Annotated in this window: 18 protein-coding genes; 16 read left to right on the top strand and 2 right to left on the bottom strand. The window is 67.4% G+C overall.

Annotated features, from left to right (window positions below; all coding sequences use genetic code 11):
• The first annotated feature begins 65 nt into the window (after positions 1–65).
• The 3 genes from HSX14_RS10105 (at position 66) to HSX14_RS10095 (ending at position 2720) form a co-directional block, all read left to right on the top strand.
• Positions 66–560 (top strand): peptidylprolyl isomerase, encoded by a 495-nt coding sequence (locus HSX14_RS10105; RefSeq protein WP_021220288.1) that lies wholly within the window; start codon positions 66–68, stop codon positions 558–560.
• Positions 557–1279: a UDP-2,3-diacylglucosamine diphosphatase gene (gene lpxH / locus HSX14_RS10100; protein ID WP_173178824.1), complete on the top strand. Its 723-nt coding sequence runs from the start codon at positions 557–559 to the stop codon at positions 1277–1279. Before HSX14_RS10105 ends, lpxH begins: the two co-directional genes overlap by 4 nt.
• A 103-nt stretch (positions 1280–1382) precedes the next feature.
• Complete coding sequence (locus tag HSX14_RS10095; protein WP_173178825.1) at positions 1383–2720, top strand: SPFH domain-containing protein; 1338 nt, start codon at positions 1383–1385, stop codon at positions 2718–2720.
• Between the two features lie 57 nt (positions 2721–2777).
• Here HSX14_RS10095 and HSX14_RS10090 read toward each other — a convergent pair whose 3' ends face one another.
• The gene (locus HSX14_RS10090; protein ID WP_173178826.1) at positions 2778–3380 is read right to left on the bottom strand and encodes a MiaE family protein; all 603 of its coding nucleotides are present in this window, start codon (positions 3378–3380) and stop codon (positions 2778–2780) included.
• A 216-nt stretch (positions 3381–3596) separates the two neighbouring features.
• Between HSX14_RS10090 and HSX14_RS10085 the strand changes: the two genes are divergently transcribed.
• Positions 3597–4460 carry a universal stress protein gene (locus tag HSX14_RS10085; RefSeq protein ID WP_173178827.1) on the top strand — a complete coding sequence of 288 codons (864 nt, stop codon included), beginning with the start codon at positions 3597–3599 and terminating at the stop codon, positions 4458–4460.
• Between the two features lie 72 nt (positions 4461–4532).
• Here the strand turns inward: HSX14_RS10085 and HSX14_RS10080 are convergent, their stop codons facing one another.
• A complete protein-coding gene (locus HSX14_RS10080; RefSeq protein WP_175384246.1) occupies positions 4533–5009 on the bottom strand; it encodes a DUF1289 domain-containing protein in 477 nt (158 codons plus the stop codon).
• A 401-nt stretch (positions 5010–5410) separates the two neighbouring features.
• Here HSX14_RS10080 and acnB point away from each other — a divergent pair, with 401 nt between their 5' ends.
• The 12 genes from acnB (at position 5411) to HSX14_RS10020 (ending at position 18359) form a co-directional block, all read left to right on the top strand.
• Entirely contained in the window at positions 5411–8011 is a 2601-nt protein-coding gene (acnB, locus tag HSX14_RS10075; protein WP_173174040.1) for a bifunctional aconitate hydratase 2/2-methylisocitrate dehydratase, read from the top strand.
• Between the two features lie 238 nt (positions 8012–8249).
• Positions 8250–8459, top strand: coding sequence for a YgdI/YgdR family lipoprotein (locus HSX14_RS10070; RefSeq protein WP_173174038.1), 210 nt, complete (start codon positions 8250–8252; stop codon positions 8457–8459).
• A 193-nt stretch (positions 8460–8652) separates the two neighbouring features.
• A complete protein-coding gene (locus HSX14_RS10065) occupies positions 8653–9867 on the top strand; it encodes a CmpA/NrtA family ABC transporter substrate-binding protein (RefSeq protein WP_173174036.1) in 1215 nt (404 codons plus the stop codon).
• Between the two features lie 15 nt (positions 9868–9882).
• The gene (locus HSX14_RS10060) at positions 9883–10461 is read left to right on the top strand and encodes an ANTAR domain-containing response regulator (protein WP_021220297.1); all 579 of its coding nucleotides are present in this window, start codon (positions 9883–9885) and stop codon (positions 10459–10461) included.
• Between the two features lie 152 nt (positions 10462–10613).
• Complete coding sequence (locus HSX14_RS10055; RefSeq protein WP_173174034.1) at positions 10614–11969, top strand: pyridoxal phosphate-dependent decarboxylase family protein; 1356 nt, start codon at positions 10614–10616, stop codon at positions 11967–11969.
• A 196-nt stretch (positions 11970–12165) separates the two neighbouring features.
• Positions 12166–13269: a polysaccharide lyase family 7 protein gene (locus HSX14_RS10050; protein ID WP_173174032.1), complete on the top strand. Its 1104-nt coding sequence runs from the start codon at positions 12166–12168 to the stop codon at positions 13267–13269.
• Positions 13270–13537: 268 nt separating this feature from the next.
• A complete protein-coding gene (alaC, locus tag HSX14_RS10045; RefSeq protein WP_111261299.1) occupies positions 13538–14767 on the top strand; it encodes an alanine transaminase in 1230 nt (409 codons plus the stop codon).
• A gap of 115 nt (positions 14768–14882) precedes the next feature.
• Positions 14883–15773 (top strand): alpha/beta hydrolase, encoded by an 891-nt coding sequence (locus HSX14_RS10040; protein ID WP_173174030.1) that lies wholly within the window; start codon positions 14883–14885, stop codon positions 15771–15773.
• A 13-nt stretch (positions 15774–15786) separates the two neighbouring features.
• The gene (locus HSX14_RS10035) at positions 15787–16476 is read left to right on the top strand and encodes a helix-turn-helix transcriptional regulator (protein ID WP_173174029.1); all 690 of its coding nucleotides are present in this window, start codon (positions 15787–15789) and stop codon (positions 16474–16476) included.
• Positions 16477–16563: 87 nt separating this feature from the next.
• Positions 16564–16932: a VOC family protein gene (locus tag HSX14_RS10030; protein ID WP_173174027.1), complete on the top strand. Its 369-nt coding sequence runs from the start codon at positions 16564–16566 to the stop codon at positions 16930–16932.
• A gap of 191 nt (positions 16933–17123) precedes the next feature.
• On the top strand, positions 17124–17810 hold the full coding sequence (locus tag HSX14_RS10025) for a polysaccharide lyase family 7 protein (RefSeq protein ID WP_173174025.1): 687 nt from the start codon (positions 17124–17126) through the stop codon (positions 17808–17810).
• Positions 17811–17915: 105 nt separating this feature from the next.
• On the top strand, positions 17916–18359 hold the full coding sequence (locus HSX14_RS10020; RefSeq protein ID WP_111261294.1) for a thioesterase family protein: 444 nt from the start codon (positions 17916–17918) through the stop codon (positions 18357–18359).
• Positions 18360–18747 lie beyond the last annotated feature (388 nt).

The raw sequence follows: 18747 nt of genomic DNA, 5'->3' as shown, positions 1-18747 counted from the left end.
TTATCATAGCCGAAGCTGTCAACCCCCTGACAGGCCTTCGAATTCTCGACCGAGCGGATACCGAAATGATCAAGCTGCACACCAACCATGGCGTCATCACCCTGGAACTCTTCGAAGACAAAGCCCCGGAAACCGTGGCCAACTTCAAGGAGTATGTGAAGGCCGGCCACTACGACGGCACCGTCTTCCACCGCGTGATCTCCAACTTCATGATCCAGGGCGGCGGCTTCGAACCGGGCATGAAGCAGAAGACCACCCGCGCCCCCATCAAGAACGAGGCCAACAACGGCCTGTCGAACAAGGTCGGCACCGTCGCCATGGCCCGCACCATGGAGCCGCACTCCGCCTCCGCGCAGTTCTTCATCAACGTCGCCGACAACAGCTTCCTCAACCACAGCGCGCCGACCGTGCAGGGCTGGGGCTACGCCGTGTTCGGCGAAGTGACCGAAGGCATGGACGTGGTCAACAAGATCAAGGGCGTGGCCACCACCATGAAGTCCGGCCACCAGGACGTACCGGTCGAGGACGTGATCATCGAGAAGGCCGAGATCGTCGAGTGATCCTGCTGATCTCCGATCTGCATCTGGAAGAAGAACGCCCGGACATCACCCGGGCGTTTCTTCGTTTCCTGCAGACCCGCGCCAGCCAGGCCGAAGCGCTCTACATCCTCGGCGACTTCTTCGAGGCCTGGATCGGCGACGACGCCATGACCCCCTACCAGCGCACCATCGCCCAGGCCCTGCGCCAGGTGGCCGATGGCGGCACGCGCATCTTCCTGATGCACGGCAACCGCGACTTCATGATCGGCACGCGCTTCTGTCGCGAGGCCGGTTGCACCCTGCTGGCGGACCCGAGCCGCGTCGTGCTCGCCGGCCACCCCGTGGTGCTGATGCACGGCGACAGCCTGTGCACCCGCGACGAGGCCTACATGCGCATGCGGCGCATCCTGCGCAACCCCGTCGTGCTCTGGATACTGCGCCACCTGCCGCTCGCCACCCGCCACAAGCTGGCACGCAAGCTGCGCAGCGAGAGCCGCATGCAGACCCGGCAGAAGGCGGCGGAGATCACCGACGTCACCCCGGAAGAAATCCCGCGCCTGCTGGCCGAACAGGGCGTGCCGACCCTGATCCACGGCCACACCCACCGCCCCGCCGTGCATGAACTGCAGGTCGGCGGCCTGCCCGCCCAGCGCATCGTTTTGGGCGACTGGGATCGCCAGGGCTGGGCGCTGGAAGTCGACGAACAGGGCTTCCGCCAGGCACCCTTCGCCCTCGACTGAGCCGCGCAACGCGAACTCCTCCGCAGGCCGCGCCGGCTCTCCTTGACGGGATGGCACGCGGCCAGCAGCATCGGCGCACCCTGAGTCCCGTCAAGGAGCGACCATGCCGTTCAGCGATTCCCCCTATATCAAGTACCTGGTCGGCGCCGTCGCCGGCACGGCCGCCGCCTTCGTGCTGTTCAACGGCATCTTCTTCTACAACGAAGCCGGTTTCGCCACCCACGTGCGCACCATCTTCGGCGAAGAGAAAGTGGTGGACGACGTCGGCTACGCCACCAAGTGGTTCGGCCGCGCCACCCCCTGGAAGAAGGCCCTGAGCGTGCAGTCGGTGCTCACCGAAGCGCTCAACCAGATCGACGACAACAGCGACAACGACTCCCTAGGCGCCACCATCGAAGCCTTCCCCATCGTCTTCCTCGGCAACGTCGACGCCAAGGTCGAATCCTCCGCACGCTTCCGCCTGCCCAGCGGCGAGCAGTTCCTCAAGATCGCCCAGGAATACCGCAACCCGGAGAACTTCATCCGGACCGCGCTGGTGCCGGCGATCAAGGAAACCCTGCAAGCCACCGCCTCGCTGATGACCGCCGACGACTTCTACGCCGGCGCTCGCAGCGAATTCGCCGCCGAGTTCGAGAACCAGCTCAACGACGGCCTCTACCTGATCAAGCGCAAGGAAGTGCGCGGCCCGCGCGGCCATGTACCGCAGCAGACCGCTATCCTCCAGGCCGGTACCGAGCAGGGCACCTTCGGCGACAACAACGCCAGCCAGTTCGTCACCGAGAAGGTGATCGACGCCAAGGGCATGCCGGTGCGCAAGCAGCAGCAATTCCGCAAGTACGGCGTCGAAGTGGTCGAGGCCCGCATCACCAACGTCGACCCCAACCCGCAGTACAAGCAGCGCATGGTCAAGGTGCAGCAGGCCCTGGCCGAGCTGGCCGTGGCCCGGCAGAACCGCCTGAAGGAAGAGGAAGAGAAGCTGCTGGTCACCGCCCGCGGCGAGAAGGAAGTGGAAGCCCGCCGCCAGGAAACCCTGCGCGACCAGATCGAGCGCACCACCCAGGCCGAGACCGAGAAGCAGCTGGCGCGCATCAACGCCGAACGCGAGAAGGGTCGCGCCGAGATCGAGAAGCAGACCGCCGAGCTGCTGCGTGACAAGGCCAGCATCACCGCCCAGGCCACCAAGATCACCGCCGACGCCGAGGCCTATGCCCGTGAAGCGGTGATCAAGGCGGACGGCGCGCTGCAGCCCAAGCTCGACGCGCTGATCGCCATCAACAAGGTCTGGGCCGAGGCCGCCGCCCAGGCGCCGGTCCCCAGCGTGATGATGGGTGCCGGGCAGAACGGCGCCAGCAGTCGCCAGGACGAGATCGGCCAGTTGATGGGCGTGCTCGCCACCAAGGCCGCCCGCGACCTGGCACTGGACCTGAAAGTGAAGGACTGAGCCCTCCCCGGCCACAAAAAAAGCGCCCCTCGGGGCGCTTTTCAGTTCCGGCCGGACTCAGGCCGGCACACCGCTGTGGAAGCGGAACGCCTCGTCCGGGCTCTCGATCAGCTCACGCTCCACCGCCCTCACCTTCTCGATCACCGCATCCACGTCCGCCGCCTCGCCGTACTGGTAGGCCAGCTTCAGGTAGCCCTGGTAGTGGCGCGCCTCGCTTTTCAGCAGGCCGAAGTAGAACTTGCCCAGCTCTTCGTCCAGATGCGGCACCAGGGCTTCGAAACGCTCGCAGGAGCGCGCCTCGATGAAGGCCCCCACCACCAGGGTGTCCACCAGCTTGGCCGGCTCGTGGTTGCGCACCACCTTGCGCAGGCCGGAGGCGTAGCGCGCGGCGGATACCGCGCGCAGCGGCACGCGACGCTTCTTCATGATGCGCAGGACCTGTTCGTGGTGGACCAGCTCCTCACGGGCCAGGCGCGACATGAAGTTGATCAGGTCCAGGTGCAGGCTGTACTTGGCCATCAACGCCATGGCCGTCGCGGCGGCCTTGAACTCGTTGTTCTTGTGATCGATCAGCAGGGTTTCCTGGTCCGCCAGCGCGGCATCCACCCAGGCCGAGGGCGTGCGGCAGCCAAGGAAGTCGTGGATTTCCGGGAGGTTCATGGACGAGGCACTCCCTGGCGGGCGATGACGGGGGAAAACGGAACGGCGGGAATGGCGGATGCAGGCATGGCGATCTGGTCGGACGGGCATTGGCGGAGCATTATACGGGGGCTGCAGGGCGCAGCCAGCGTGATGCACTGATATATGTCAAGAACACCGGGCGCCCAGGGCAGCTACAGTGGATCCAGCTATATGTCTTCCAGGGAGAGCACGACCATGCAAGCCATCCGCAGCATCCTCGTGGTAGTTGATCCGAGTCACCTCGAAGGCCTGGCGCTCAAGCGCGCCAAGCTCATCGCCGGGGTGACTCAATCGCACCTGCACCTGCTGGTCTGCGACCGCAAGGCGGACCACGCCGCCTACCTTGCCGACCTGTCCGGCGCGCTCGCCAGCGAAGGCTACAGCGTCACCACCCAGCAGGCCTGGAACGAGAACCTGCACCAGACCGTCATCGCCGTGCAGCAGGCCGAGGGGTGTGGCCTGGTGATCAAGCAGCATGTGCCGGACAACCCGCTCAAGCGCTTCCTGCTCACCCCGGACGACTGGAAACTGCTGCGCTACTGCCCCGGCCCGGTGCTGATGGTCAAGACCGACACCCCCTGGACCAACGGCGTCATCCTGGCGGCGGTGGACGTCGGCAACAGCGATGGCGAGCACCGCACCCTGCACGCCAGCATCATCAGCCACGGCTACGACATCGCCGGGCTGGCCAAGGGCACCCTGCACGTGATCAGCGCCCACCCCTCGCCGATGCTGTCGGCGGCGGACCCGACCTTCCAGCTCAAGGAAAGCATCGAGGCGCGCTACCGCGCCGAATGCCGAGCCTTCCAGGAAGAGTTCGACATCAGCGACGAGCGCCTGCATGTGGAGGAAGGGCCGGCCGACGTACTCATCCCCCACGTCGCCCACAAGCTCAAGGCGGCGGTTACGGTGATCGGCACGGTCGCCCGTACCGGCATCTCCGGCGCCCTGATCGGCAACACCGCCGAGGTGGTGCTGGACTCCCTGGAAAGCGATGTGCTGGTGCTCAAGCCGGACGAGATCATCGCCCACCTGGAGGAACTGGTCGCCCAACGCTGACCCCCGAACGAAAAAGCCGCCCCGATGGGCGGCTTTTCCATGCCTGGCGTACCGCCGACTGTGGGGATGCGCTCAGACGCGGATCTCCATCCCCTCCAGCAGGAAACGCGGGGCGATGTAGCGCTCGTAATGGGCTTCCGACAGAAGGAAGAACTCCCGATCGATGGCCTCGCGCAGCTCCGGCAAGGCCCAGCCGCGGAACTCCGGCAGCAGCGCCACGCCATAGGCATCGAGGCGGTTGATCATGCGCGAGCCGCGGGCGATCAACTGGTAGGCCCAGCAATAGGGCGACTGCTCGGGAACGAAGCGGACCTGGCGCTGCTCGAGCTGCATTCGCAGGCGATCTTCGTCGAAAACCTCGAGCTTGGCGGTTATCACCTGCACCAGGAGGATTTCCAGGCGTCGCCAGACCGCCCGCTTTTCCTCCTCGTTGTAGAGGTTCCAGTTCACCACTTCATGGTGGAAGCGCTTGCAGCCACGGCATACGAGATCCCCGTAAACGGTTGAGCAGAGGCCGACGCAAGGCGTCTTGATGCGCTGATTGGACATGGCGGGAAGGTCTGGAAAAGCAGGAACAGGGCGGCATCTTAGCCCTTTGTCTAAGCAGGGTCACCCCAAGAAACCCGGGGCTTTTGTCTTAACTTCGGCTCAGCTTTCCTTTAGAATCGGCCCGCCATTTTAGGCGCCAATGTCCGTTGGAAGCTGTTTTCAAAGCGTCACGAGCACAGTCCACCCGGCAGGAAATCTTGGCGCTGGGCACTCCCCGGCGAGTGTCCAACGCCAGCCCTCATCAGGCCTTCCTTCCGGCGTAAAACTTTGAAAACAGCTTCTGGATGGAACCATCGAAACCCTGGCCAGGCAGCTCACAAAGCTGCGCGGCGCACGGGTTCGCTGGATTCCTGGATGAGCGTCCCGGACAACTCCTTGGGACCACTGATGAGGGTAAAACTGTGCTTGAAGCCTATCGCAAACACGTACAAGAGCGTGCCGCCCAGGGTATCGTGCCCCAGCCGCTGAACGCCGAACAGACCGCAGGCCTGGTAGAGCTGCTGAAGAACCCGCCGGCCGGCGAAGAAGAATTCCTCGTAGACCTGATCACCAACCGCGTTCCGCCGGGCGTGGACGAAGCCGCCTACGTCAAGGCCGGTTTCCTCTCCGCCGTCGCCAAGGGTGAAGCCAAGTCCCCGCTGATCTCCAAGCAACGCGCCACCGAGCTCCTCGGCACCATGCAGGGCGGCTACAACATCGCCACCCTGGTCGAGCTGCTGGATGACGCCGAGCTGGCGGCCACCGCTGCCGAACAGCTCAAGCACACCCTGCTGATGTTCGACGCCTTCCACGACGTCGCCGAGAAAGCCAAGGCCGGCAACGCCCACGCCAAGGCCGTCCTGGAATCCTGGGCCGCCGGCGAGTGGTTCACCGCCAAGCCCGCCATCGCCGACAAGTACAGCCTGGCCGTGTTCAAGGTCACCGGCGAAACCAACACCGACGACCTGTCCCCGGCTCCGGACGCCTGGTCCCGCCCGGACATCCCGCTGCACGCCCTGGCCATGCTGAAGATGGCCCGCGACGGCATCGTCCCCGAGCAGCAAGGCGCCATCGGCCCGCTGAAGCAGATCGAAGAGATCAAGGCCAAGGGCTTCCCGGTCGCCTACGTCGGTGACGTGGTCGGCACCGGCTCCTCGCGCAAATCCGCCACCAACTCGGTGCTGTGGTTCTTCGGCGACGACATCCCCTATGTGCCGAACAAGCGCGCAGGCGGCTTCTGCTTCGGTTCCAAGATCGCCCCGATCTTCTACAACACCATGGAAGACGCCGGCGCCCTGCCGATCGAGTTCGACGTGTCGAACATCAACATGGGCGACGTGATCGACGTCTACCCGCACGCCGGCAAGGTGTGCAAGCACGGCACCGACGAAGTCATCACCACCTTCGAACTGAAGACCCCGGTGCTGCTCGACGAAGTCCGCGCTGGCGGCCGTATCCCGCTGATCGTCGGCCGTGGCCTGACCGAGAAGGCCCGTGCCGAACTGGGCCTGGGCGCCTCCGACCTGTTCAAGAAGCCGGAACAGCCCGCCGACAGCGGCAAGGGCTTCACCCTGGCGCAGAAGATGGTCGGCAAGGCGTGCGGCGTAGCCGGCGTCCGCCCGGGCACCTACTGCGAGCCGAAGATGACCACCGTCGGATCCCAGGACACCACTGGCCCGATGACCCGCGACGAGCTGAAGGACCTGGCCTGCCTGGGCTTCTCCGCCGACCTGGTCATGCAGTCCTTCTGCCACACCGCTGCCTATCCGAAGCCCATCGACGTCACCACCCACCACACCCTGCCGGATTTCATCCGCACCCGTGGCGGCGTGTCCCTGCGTCCTGGCGACGGCATCATCCACAGCTGGCTGAACCGCATGCTGCTGCCGGACACCGTCGGCACCGGTGGTGACTCCCACACCCGCTTCCCGATCGGCATCTCCTTCCCGGCCGGTTCCGGCCTGGTGGCCTTCGCCGCCGCCACCGGCGTCATGCCGCTGGACATGCCCGAGTCCGTCCTGGTGCGTTTCAAAGGCAAGATGCAGCCCGGTATCACCCTGCGTGACCTGGTCCATGCCATCCCCTACTACGCCATCCAGAAGGGCCTGCTGACCGTCGAGAAGAAGGGCAAGAAGAACATCTTCTCCGGCCGCATCCTCGAGATCGAAGGCCTGGACGAACTGACCGTCGAGCAGGCGTTCGAGCTGTCCGACGCCTCCGCCGAGCGTTCCGCTGCGGGCTGCACCATCAAGCTGCCGGAAAAGGCCATCGCCGAGTACCTGCAGTCCAACATCACCCTGCTGCGCTGGATGATCGGCGAAGGCTACGGCGATGCCCGCACCATGGAGCGTCGCGCCCAGGCGATGGAAGCCTGGCTGGCCAACCCGCAACTGATGGAAGCCGACAAGGACGCCGAGTACGCCGAGATCATCGAGATCGACCTGGCCGACGTGAAGGAGCCGGTTCTCTGCGCTCCGAACGACCCGGACGATGCCCGCCTGCTCTCCACCGTCGCCGGCGACAAGATCGACGAAGTGTTCATCGGTTCCTGCATGACCAACATCGGCCACTTCCGCGCTGCCGGTAAGCTGCTGGACAAGGTCAAGGGCTCGATTCCGACCCGCCTGTGGCTGTCGCCGCCGACCAAGATGGACCAGCACCAGCTGACCGAGGAAGGCTACTACGGCATCTACGGCAAGGCCGGCGCGCGCATGGAAATGCCGGGCTGCTCGCTGTGCATGGGTAACCAGGCACGCGTGGCGTCGAACTCCACCGTGGTTTCGACCTCCACCCGCAACTTCCCGAACCGTCTGGGCGATGGCGCCAACGTGTACCTGGCCTCCGCCGAACTGGCGGCAGTCGCGTCCATCCTGGGCAAGCTGCCGACCGTCGAGGAGTACATGGAATACGCGAAGAACATCGACAGCATGGCTGCCGACGTCTACCGCTACCTGTCCTTCGACCAGATCGCCGAGTACCGCGAAGCCGCTGCGAACGCCAAGATCCCGGTCGTTCAAGCCTAAGCCTCATCGGCAATGAAGAAGCCCCGCCCCGTGCGGGGCTTTTTCATGGGCGCGATCTGGGCCCGGACGTGCGCAGCGGCTTTTCAGTGGGCCCCCGCGCACGCGGGGGCCCACTGAAAAGCCCGGCCCGAAACCGTGCCGCCCCCCACGAATTCGCCCTCCCCCGCCTTGCCAGCCCAACGCCAGCGGCTATGTTCCAAGGAGAAGCGCCCAACCGCTCATTCCAAGGAGTAACACCATGAAGCACTGGATCCTCATCGCCCTCTGCCTGGTCGGCCTCTCCGGCTGCTCCAGCGAATATTTGATCAACACCACCGACGGCCAGATCCTCACCAGCGACGGCAAGCCCGAGCTGGACGAAGACACCGGCATGCTCGAATTCGAGGACAGCGAAGGCCGCAAGCAGCAGATCCCGCAGACCCAGGTGAAGCAGATCATCGAGCGCTGATCCGCCCCGCTCCATCCAGGCCCCCACTGCGGTGGGGGTCTGTCTTCGTGCCCCTGGCACATCGCTTGCTTCGTCACTCGCATCAGGCCCTCCCCAACGGCGGGGCGGGCCGCCGGACAATGGCGTCGTCATCGGTCATCGCACCCCGCGATAGGCCGGGGCGGCGCCTTTTCGTTGATGGGATGGCGACAGCATGAGCGACGACCGACTGCACACACGCAATGACAACCTGGCCTGGGTCACCGGCAGCGATGCACCGGAAAAGAGCACGCTGGACCTCGGCTTCATGGCCCTCACCGACTCGGCTTCGCTGGTCGTCGCCGCCACCCAGGGCTTCGCCCAGCCCTACGGCCTGACCCTCAACCTCAAGCGCCAGGCCTCCTGGGCCACCCTGCGCGACAAGCTGCTGGCCGGCGAGCTGGACGCCGCCCAGGCGCTCTATGGCCAGGTCTACGGCATCCACCTGGGCATCGGCGGTACCGCCACCGACATGGCCATCCTCATGGGCCTGTGCCAGAACGGCCAGGCCATCAACCTCTCCGAACCCCTGCGACGCGCTGGCGTGACCACTGCCGAGGCACTGGTAACCCACGTGCGCCAGGGTGGTGCACGGCTCACCTTCGCCCAGACCTTCCCCACCGGCACCCACGCCATGTGGCTCGCCTACTGGCTGGCCGCCCATGGCATCCACCCGCTGCACGACGTCAACAGCGTGGTGGTACCGCCCTCGCAGATGGTCGCCCACCTCCAGGCCGCGCGCATCGACGGCTTCTGCGCCGGCGGCCCCTGGGGCGCCCTGGCGGTGGACCAGGGCCAGGGCTTCACCCTCGCCACCAGCCAGATGATCTGGCCCGACCACCCGGAGAAGGTCCTCGGCGTCACCGCCGCCTTCGCCGAGGCCTACCCGAACACCGCCCGCGCCCTGACCATGGCCGTGCTCGAAGCCAGCCGCTTCATCGAGCAGAGCGAGGAAAACCGCCGCAGCACGGCACAACTCATCAGCGGTGCCGAGTACGTCGACGCACCGCTCTCGGCCATCGAGCCGCGCTTCCTCGGCCACTACCGCGACGGCCTGGGCAACGCCTGGGAAGACGCCCACCCGCTGCGCTTCTTCGACGATGGCCGGGTCAACATGCCCTACCTATCCGATGGCATCTGGTTCATGACCCAGTTCCGCCGCTGGGGCCTGTTGCGCGATGACCCGGACTACCTCGGCGTCGCCCGCCAGGTGCAGCGCCTCGACCTCTATCGCCAGGCCGCCGAGGCCCTTGGCATCGAAGTCCCCGGGCCGATGCGCAGCGCCACGCTGATGGACGGCGTCACCTGGGATGGCAGCGACCCGGCCGGCTACGCACGCGGTTTCCGCCTGCACGCCCTCGCCGGCACACCCTCCGCCCTCGCCCTGTAACGGAGGGACGCCCCTATGCTGCGCATCCTGCTGATCAACGACACCGCCAAGAAAGTCGGTCGTCTTCGCACCGCCCTGGTCGAAGCCGGCTTCGAGGTCATCGACGAATCCGGGCTGACCATCGACCTGCCCGCACGGGTCGAGGCCGTGCGCCCCGATGTCGTGCTCATCGACACCGAATCCCCGGGACGCGACGTCATGGAACAGGTGGTGCTGGTCAGCCGCGACCAGCCCCGCCCCATCGTCATGTTCACCGACGAGCACGATCCCGGCGTCATGCGCCAGGCCATCCAGGCCGGCGTCAGCGCCTACATAGTCGAAGGCATCCACGCCCAGCGCCTGCAACCGATCCTCGACGTCGCCATCGCCCGCTTCGAAAGCGACCAGGCCCTGCGCGCCCAGCTCAACGCCCGCGAGCAGCAGCTCGCCGAGCGCAAGCGCGTGGAACTGGCCAAGGGGCTGCTGATGAAGATGAAGAGCTGCAACGAGGAAGAGGCCTATACCCTGATGCGCCGCCAGGCCATGAGCCGCCAGCAGAAGCTCATCCAGGTGGCCGAACAGATCATCGCCATGCACGAAATGCTCGGGCACTGAAGGGCAACTGTACGGGTGTGAGTTGTAACTGTTCCGCTGGAGGCGAGCGGGCGCTGGCGACTGTACCGCCGTCGCGGGCGCAGCGTGTATCTGCTGGCCCGGCACGGCGGCGGCTAAGGTAGGCCCATCGCCACCACCGCCCGGACACCCCCATGGACACCGAACGCCAGCTCCTCGAAGACGCCGACCGCCGCGCCCTCGCCTACTTCGATGGCATCCCCGGCCGTCGCGTCTTCCCCACGCCCGAGGCCATCGCCGCCCTGGCCGGCTTCGACGGCCCGCTGCCCGAGCAGGGCCTGCCCGCCCGGCAGGCCCTGCAACTGCTGGACGACCTCGGCTCCCCCGCCACCACGGCCTCCAATGGTGGTCGCTACTTCGGCTTCGTCATCGGCGCCACCCTGCCGGCCGCCGCCGCTGCCGAGCGCCTGGTGCTGGCCTGGGACCAGTGCGCGTCCTCCTTCGACAACTCCCCCGCCGCCGACCGCATCGAGAAGGCCGCCGCGCGCTGGGTGCTGGAGAGCCTCGGCCTGCCCACCGAGAGCGCCGTGGGCTTCGGCACCAGCGCCACCGCCTGCACCCTCGCCTGCCTCAGCGCCGCCCGGCGCGCCCTGCTCGCGCGCAAGGGCTGGGACTTCGACGGCGACGGCCTGATGGGCGCGCCCGAGGTGCGCGTGGTGGTCTCCGCCAGCGTGCACATCACCGTTAAGAAAGCCCTGCGCATCCTCGGCTTCGGCATCAACCGCCTGCGGGTGGCGCCCGTCGACGAACTGGGCCGGATCGACCCGGCGCAACTGCCGCCGCTGGACGACATGACCGTCCTCTGCCTGCAGGCCGGCGAGGTCAACAGCGGCGAATTCGACCCCTTCGCCGAGCTCATCCCCCGCGCCCGCGCCGCTGGTGCCTGGGTGCATGTCGACGGTGCCTTCGGCCTCTGGGCCCGGGCCAGCTCTGCCGCCGCGCTGGCCGCAGGCGTCGAGCAGGCCGACAGCTGGACCACCGACGGCCACAAGTGGCTGAACACCCCTTACGACGGCGCCATGGCCATCTGCCGGGATGCCGAGGCCCTGGCCACCGCGATGAACAGCGACGCCGCCTACGCCACCGCCTCCCGCGATGCGCAGAAGAACCTCAACCTGGAATTCTCCCGTCGCGCCCGTGGCGTGCCCATCTGGGCAGCCCTGGCCAGCCTCGGCCGCGACGGCCTGCGCGCGCTGATCGACCGCCACCTGCGCCAGGCCACGTACCTCGCCGAACGCCTGCGCAGCGCCGGCTACCAGGTGCTCAACCGCGTGGTGCTCAACCAGGTGCTGGTGCGCGCCGACAGCGACGAACAGACCCTGGCCATCCGCCTCGCCGTCCAGGCCACGGGCGAGGTCTGGTTCGGCCCCACGCTGTGGCAGGGGCGCCCGGCGTTCCGCCTCAGCGTTTCCTCGTGGCGCACCACGGACGCCGATATCGAGCGCCTCGCCGAACTGCTCATCGCGCTCAAGACCCGGCACACGGCCTGACCCGGCACGCCCGACGCACCGGCGCCAGTGCGCCACCGGTCGCCGCCGCAACGCAGCGGCAGAACCTTCCCTGAAGGCGACGAGTCTGTGAAAGGCCTGCGATGAAGCAGGCCCTACACAAGCGCAGGGAAGGCACGTACGCGTCGAAGGAAGGCGGTCTCGAGCGGAGTGCGGCCCGACAACGAGGATGCAAGGCATGCACAGGCTCCAATCGCTCCACCCCGTTCCCCACCGCCACCGCAAGGCCCACTGGCTCGGCCTGCTGGGCTGCCTGCTGCTCGGCGAAGCCCAGGCCGAGCTGTACAAGGGCATAGCCCCGGGCGGCAACTTCGCCCTGGAGAACTGGAACATCACCGTGCCCCAGGACGCCGAGGGCGGCAGCGAGGGCAAGGCCATCACCGTGCGCCCCGACCAGCTCAGCGGCCCCGACGGCTACCAGTCGCGCTGGTTCCGCACCGACGCGGCCGACGGCTCCATGAGCTTCTGGACGCCGGTCAACGGCGCCACCGCCGGTGGCTCCAGCAGCCCGCGCTCGGAGCTGCGCGAGATGCTCGACCCGAGCAACCTGGGGCTGACCTGGAGCGGCGCCGGCGAATCGGTGCAGGACGCCCTGCTCAAGGTCATCCAAGTGCCCAGCGACGGCCTCGTCATCGTCGGCCAGGTGCACGGCTACGGCAGCGCGCCGCTGATCCTCCTCTACTACCGCTACGACTTCGCCAGGAAGACCGGCCGCGTCATCGCCAAGCTGCAGGGCCTGCCGGAACAGGGCCTGCCCTATACCAACCACGTGCTGGCCACGGACATCGCCCTGGGCGAGACCTTCAGCTACCAGATGAAGGTCAGCAACAACGTCGCCATGGCCTCGGCCAACGGCGGCCCGGTGGCGACCATGGCGATGGACCCGGCCTGGAACAGCGAGACCTTCTACTTCAAGGCCGGCGCCTACCTGCACATGCACGGCGACAGCGCCACCGAAGGCGCGCGGGTGAAGTTCTACCGCCTGGCCGCCAGCCACCCCAACGACGGCCTCCTGGTCAACAGCCCCGCCGCCCTGCCCGAGGCCCGCGTCGGACAGCCCTACCAGGCCCAGCTGTACGCCACCGGCGGCCTCGGCGGCGCCACCTGGAAGCTGGTCAGCGGCCACCCGCCGGCCGGCCTGACGCTGGCCGCCGACGGCCTGGTCAGCGGCACCCCGGAAGCCGGTACCGCCTCCGCCACCGCCCACTGGTTCGTGGCCCAGGTGCGTGATGTCAACGGCAGCACCCACCACAAGAAGTTCTCCATCCTCATCCCGCAATAACCCCGCACGGTGAGCCCTCGCGGGGTGGACCGCGCTTCACCGGTCCACCCCACCGGCGCCCGGGCCGGCACCTGACGCCCCGTGGGAGCGGATTCATCCGCGATGCGCAACACCTGTGGCACACCCATTCGCCCTGAAGGAAAACGCCCCACAAGGCCTCGGAATTTTCTCGACAACGCCCCACCGCTGCGCTTATCTTCGCCGCCAGGCCACCCATGTGGCCGACGTCGCTCGGACGGTTCCGGGCGCTTACGTATCCGAGGAAAGCATGGCTGACACGCGTTCTCCGCGCCGTTTCGCGCGCATCGATCGTCTCCCCCCCTACGTCTTCAACATCACCGCCGAACTCAAGATGGCCGCGCGCCGTCGTGGCGAGGACATCATCGACCTGTCCATGGGCAACCCCGATGGGGCCACCCCGCCGCACATCGTCGAGAAGCTGGTGCAGGTCGCCCAGCGCGAAGACACCCACGGATACTCCACCTCCCGCGGTATTCCCCGCCTGCGCCGCGCCATCTCGCGCTGGTACAAGGACCGCTATGACGTGGAGATCGACCCCGAAAGCGAAGCCATCGTCACCATCGGCTCCAAGGAAGGCCTCGCGCACCTGATGCTGGCCACCCTGGACCACGGCGACACGGTGCTGGTGCCCAACCCCAGCTACCCGATCCACATCTACGGCGCGGTGATCGCCGGCGCCCAGGTGCGCTCGGTGCCGCTGGTGCCCGGCGTGGACTTCTTCGCCGAGATGGAGCGCGCCATCCGCGAATCCATCCCCAAGCCGAAGATGATGATCATCGGCTTCCCCTCCAACCCCACCGCGCAGTGCGTGGAGCTGGACTTCTTCGAACGCGTGGTGGCCCTGGCCAAGCAGTACGACGTGCTGGTGATCCACGACCTGGCCTACGCCGACATCGTCTACGACGGCTGGAAGGCCCCCTCGATCATGCAGGTGCCCGGCGCCAAGGACATCGCGGTGGAGTTCTTCACCCTGTCCAAGAGCTACAACATGGCGGGCTGGCGCATCGGCTTCATGGTCGGCAACCCGGAGCTGGTCAGCGCCCTGGCGCGGATCAAGAGCTACCACGACTACGGCACCTTCACCCCGCTGCAGGTGGCCGCCATCGCCGCGCTGGAAGGCGACCAGCAGTGCGTGCGCGACATCGCCGAGCAGTACCGCCAGCGCCGCAACATGCTGGTCAAGGGCCTACACGAGGCCGGCTGGATGGTCGAGAACCCCAAGGCCTCGATGTACATCTGGGCGAAGATCCCCGAGCCCTACGCCCATCTCGGCTCCCTGGAGTTCGCCAAGAAGCTGCTGGCCGAGGCCAAGGTCTGCGTCTCCCCCGGCATCGGCTTCGGCGAATACGGCGACGACCACGTGCGCTTCGCCCTGATCGAGAACCAGGACCGCATCCGCCAGGCCATCCGTGGCATCAAGGCGATGTTCAGGGCCGATGGGCTGATCCAGCCGGGCAAGCCTCGCAAGGCCGAGTGACAGGCAGCGGCGCCCCACGGGGCGCCGTTTTCATTCCCGCGCAGGGGTTCGTGCCCCGGCGGCGTATCAAGGCTGTACCGGGCGCCGTCCCGGCCCATCAGCGAAGGACCCAACGATGAAGCCCAGCCGCCTGCTGTTCCTCTGCGCCGCCCTGCTCGGCGCCCTCAGCCTGCAGACCGCCAGTGCCGGCCTGCTCCAGGAGCGCCGTGAAGCCCGCCAGCTCGACGAGGCCGGCATCCGCGTGCAGCGCGATGTCGCCTATGGCAACGACGAGCGCCAGCGCTTCGACGTCTACCTGCCCAAGGTGGCGCCGCGCGTGCCCGCTCCGGTGATCTTCATGGTCCACGGCGGTGGCTGGGCCAATGGCGACAAGGACAACGGCAGCGTCGCCCTGAACAAGGCCCTGCGCTGGGTGCCCCAGGGCGTGGTGCTGGTCTCCACCAACTACCGCATGCTCCCCGACACCCCGCCACTGGCCCAGGCCGACGACGTGGCCCGCGCCCTGGCCCAGGCCCAGCAGCTGGCCAGCGGCTGGCAGGCCGACCCGGCGCGCTTCGTGCTGATGGGCCACTCCGCCGGTGCCCACCTGGTGGCGCTGCTCGACGCCGCCCCGGAGATCGCCGCGCAACAGGGTGCGCGCCCGTGGATCGGCACCGTGGCGCTGGACAGCGCCGCCTTCAACGTCGAGACGGTGATGCGCGGCCCGCACCTGAAGCTCTATGACCGCGCCTTCGGCGACGACCCCGCCACCTGGCGCGCCGCCTCCCCCACCCTGCGCCTGGAGCAGGCCGGCGCACCGCTGCTGGCGGTGTGCTCCACCCGCCGCGACGATGCCTGCCCCCAGGCCCGTGGCTTCGCCGCCAAGGGGCGCGAGCTGGGCAAGCGCGTCGAGGTCATGGGCGTGGACATGTCGCACCGGCAGATCAACCACGAACTCGGCCAGGACAACGGCTACACCGCCGACGTCGAGCGCTTCCTGCGCAGCGTCGGTCTGTTGCGTCTCTGAACGGGCTCCCGCCATGTCCCGAAGCCAGCGCCTGCTCGACCTGCTGCAGATCCTCCGCCGTCACCGCTACCCCGTCGCCGGGCATGCCCTGGCCGCCGAACTGGGCATCAGCCTGCGCACCCTCTACCGCGACATCGCCACCCTCCAGCAGCAGGGCGCCAACATCGAAGGAGGCGCCGGGCTGGGCTACGTGCTGCGGCCCGGCTTCGAGCTGCCGCCGCTGATGTTCTCCCTGGGCGAGATCGAGGCCCTGGTGCTCGGCATGCGCTGGGTCAGCCGCCGGGGAGACCGCCAGCTGATGGATGCAGCGCGTGATGTGCTGGCCAAGGTCGGCGCGGTACTGCCCCCGGCCCTGCGCGAGGAACTGGAGACCAGCACCCTGCTGATCGGCCCGGCACCGGCCAGCGATATCCCCGATGCGCTGCTGGAACAGGTACGCGAGGTCATCCGCCTTGAGCACCGCGTGCAGCTCGATTACCGCGACGCCGAGGGCCAGGCGTCGCAGCGGGTGGTCTGGCCGTTCGCCCTGGGCTACTTCGAGCAGACCCGGGTGCTGGCCGCCTGGTGCGAGCTGCGCCAGGGCATGCGCCACTTCCGCCTGGACCGGGTGGACGACCTGCTCGACCTGGGCCAACGCTACCCACGGCGGCGCCAGGTGCTGCTGCGAGCGTGGCGCGAGCTGCACGGCATCGCCGAGCAGTGAGGCTGCTGCCAGAAACTGACAGGGGGTGGGCCTAGCCTGCGCGCATCGAGTGACGACGCCCGTCGCTCCGCATCGGAGTCCCATCCAATGATCGCCCCCAACCTGCTCAACCTGTACGTCGACGACCCCGTGCGCAGTGCCGATTTCTATCGGCGCCTGCTGGCGCGCGAGACCGTCGAGCACAGCCCGGGCTTCGCCCTGTTCGTCTTCGACAACGGCTTCAAGCTCGGCCTCTGGGCCCGCGGTGGCGTGAAGCCGGCCACCACGGTGCCGGGTGGTGGCGGCGAGCTGTGCTTCCACGTCGACAGCGACGACGACGTGCATCGCCTGCATCGGCTCTGGCGGGAACAGGGCGTGGAGATCGTCCAGGCACCGGAGGCCATGGACTTCGGCTACACCTTCAGCGGCATCGACCCCGACGGCCACCGCCTGCGGGTCTACCGCCTGACGCTGTAAGGGGTTGCCGGCCGCCTGCCCTTGGCCGGGCGGCCACGAGGCGGGCGGTCCGGCACCGCCCGGCGGGTGGCACCGTGCTTCTTTTCCCGCTCGCGAACATGCACTTCGTCGCCCAACTGGAACCTCGCTGAACTTCCAGGATCAGGCCGGTCCGAACAGGGGCTTATTCCACCCGGCACCAAGGACCGCCCGTGATAGATCTCAGCACCTGGAAACTCGACATCCCCACCCACGAATCCGCCACGCTCATCACCACGCAGCGGCTCAACAACGGTTACGAAAGCCAGTACTTCCGCCGCAACGACGACGGCTCGGTGACCTTCTGGGTCCCCGTCACCGGCAGCACCAGCGAGGACGCCCGCTACCCGCGCAGCGAACTGCGCGAGACCCAGGCCGACGGCACCCTGAGCTACTGGAACTACCAGAGCGCCGACAACTACCTGAGCGCCGTGCTCTCGGTGCAGCAGGTGCCGAGCAAGAACAAGATCGTCATCGGGCAGATCCACAGCAAGGATGAGGCCGGCAGCCAGAACGACCCGCTGCTCAAGCTGCAATACCACTACAAGGACGGCACCGGGCGCGTCGAGGCCCTTTTGCGCAAGCGCCCCGGCGACAAGGAGGTGGAGAACATCCTGCTGGCGGAAAACGTCGATATCGGCGAGCGCTTCGGCTACGACCTGCGCCTCACCCCCAGCGGGCGCCTGGGCATCACCGTCACCAGCAAGGGCGACGACGGCGGCCTGTTCCGCCAGCTCAGCGGGTACTGGGGCAACCAGCAGCTGTACTTCAAGGCCGGCGCCTATATCCAGGACAACAGCGGCCCGGGCAACGAAGGCGGCCGGGTGACCTTCTACTGGCTCAACAGCCTGCATCGCTGAGCCTCATTCAGTCGGCGAATGGCCACATAGTGGCGGCGGCACGGGTAGAATCCGCCCGCCGTTGCCACGGCCCTTCCCCTACCGACGTACGAGGTTCGCACCCCGATGGCCCGCCTGACCCTGAACTTCCCCGAAGACCAGTTCTGCTATTCCACCCACCTGACCGTGCGGGTCACCGACATCAACGGCGCCAACCACCTGGGCAACGACTCGATGATCTCGATGATCTCCGAGGCCCGCGCGCGCTTTCTCTTCGACTTCGGCATCACCGAGACCGAGGGCGACGGCACCGGCATCATCGTCACCGACCTGGCCACCACCTACCGCGCCGAGGCCCATGCGCGCGATCAGTTGCTGTTCGAAGTCGGGGTGATGGACTTCAACCGCTACGGCGGCGACATCACCTTCCGCATCACCCGCCCCGCCGACGGCAAGCTGGTGGCCATGGCCAAGTCCGGCTTCGTGTTCTTCGACTACCGCCAGTCGAAGGTGGTGGAGATGCCGGAGAAGTTCCGCAGCACCTTCCCCAAGGTCAACTGGCTGGACTGAGCGCCGGGACACCCGGCCCCGAGCCGGTGCATGCCCACCGCGTCGCGCCCCCTTTTGCATCGGCCCCCGGCGTCATGAACGGTTTGGGCGGGGATGACGCGCGCCACGCCAGAGCCACGCCAACCCCGAGCAGGGCCTGTCGAATCAGGCACTTGCCCCTGCTCATCCCGAGGGAAGTCACCCGCGCATCCCGCTTGGCCCATCTCTTGCTCCATCGCCTGCACAGGTAGCCAACGGCGGTTGCCCGACTGAACGACAACGGCGTCGCGTCACTGCGCAGAAATGCAGCCAGTGCGCGGCGCTTTTTTCGTTCCGGCCCCAGCGATGGGGCGGCAGGCGTTCCGGGAACCGGGCGCCCGCAAGCGACCCACCCGACCCAGCCACGGCC

The sequence above is a fragment of the Pseudomonas tohonis genome (assembly GCF_012767755.2).
Classification (GTDB): Bacteria; Pseudomonadota; Gammaproteobacteria; order Pseudomonadales; family Pseudomonadaceae; genus Metapseudomonas; species Metapseudomonas tohonis.
This window is presented reverse-complemented; position numbering and strand designations above follow the sequence as displayed.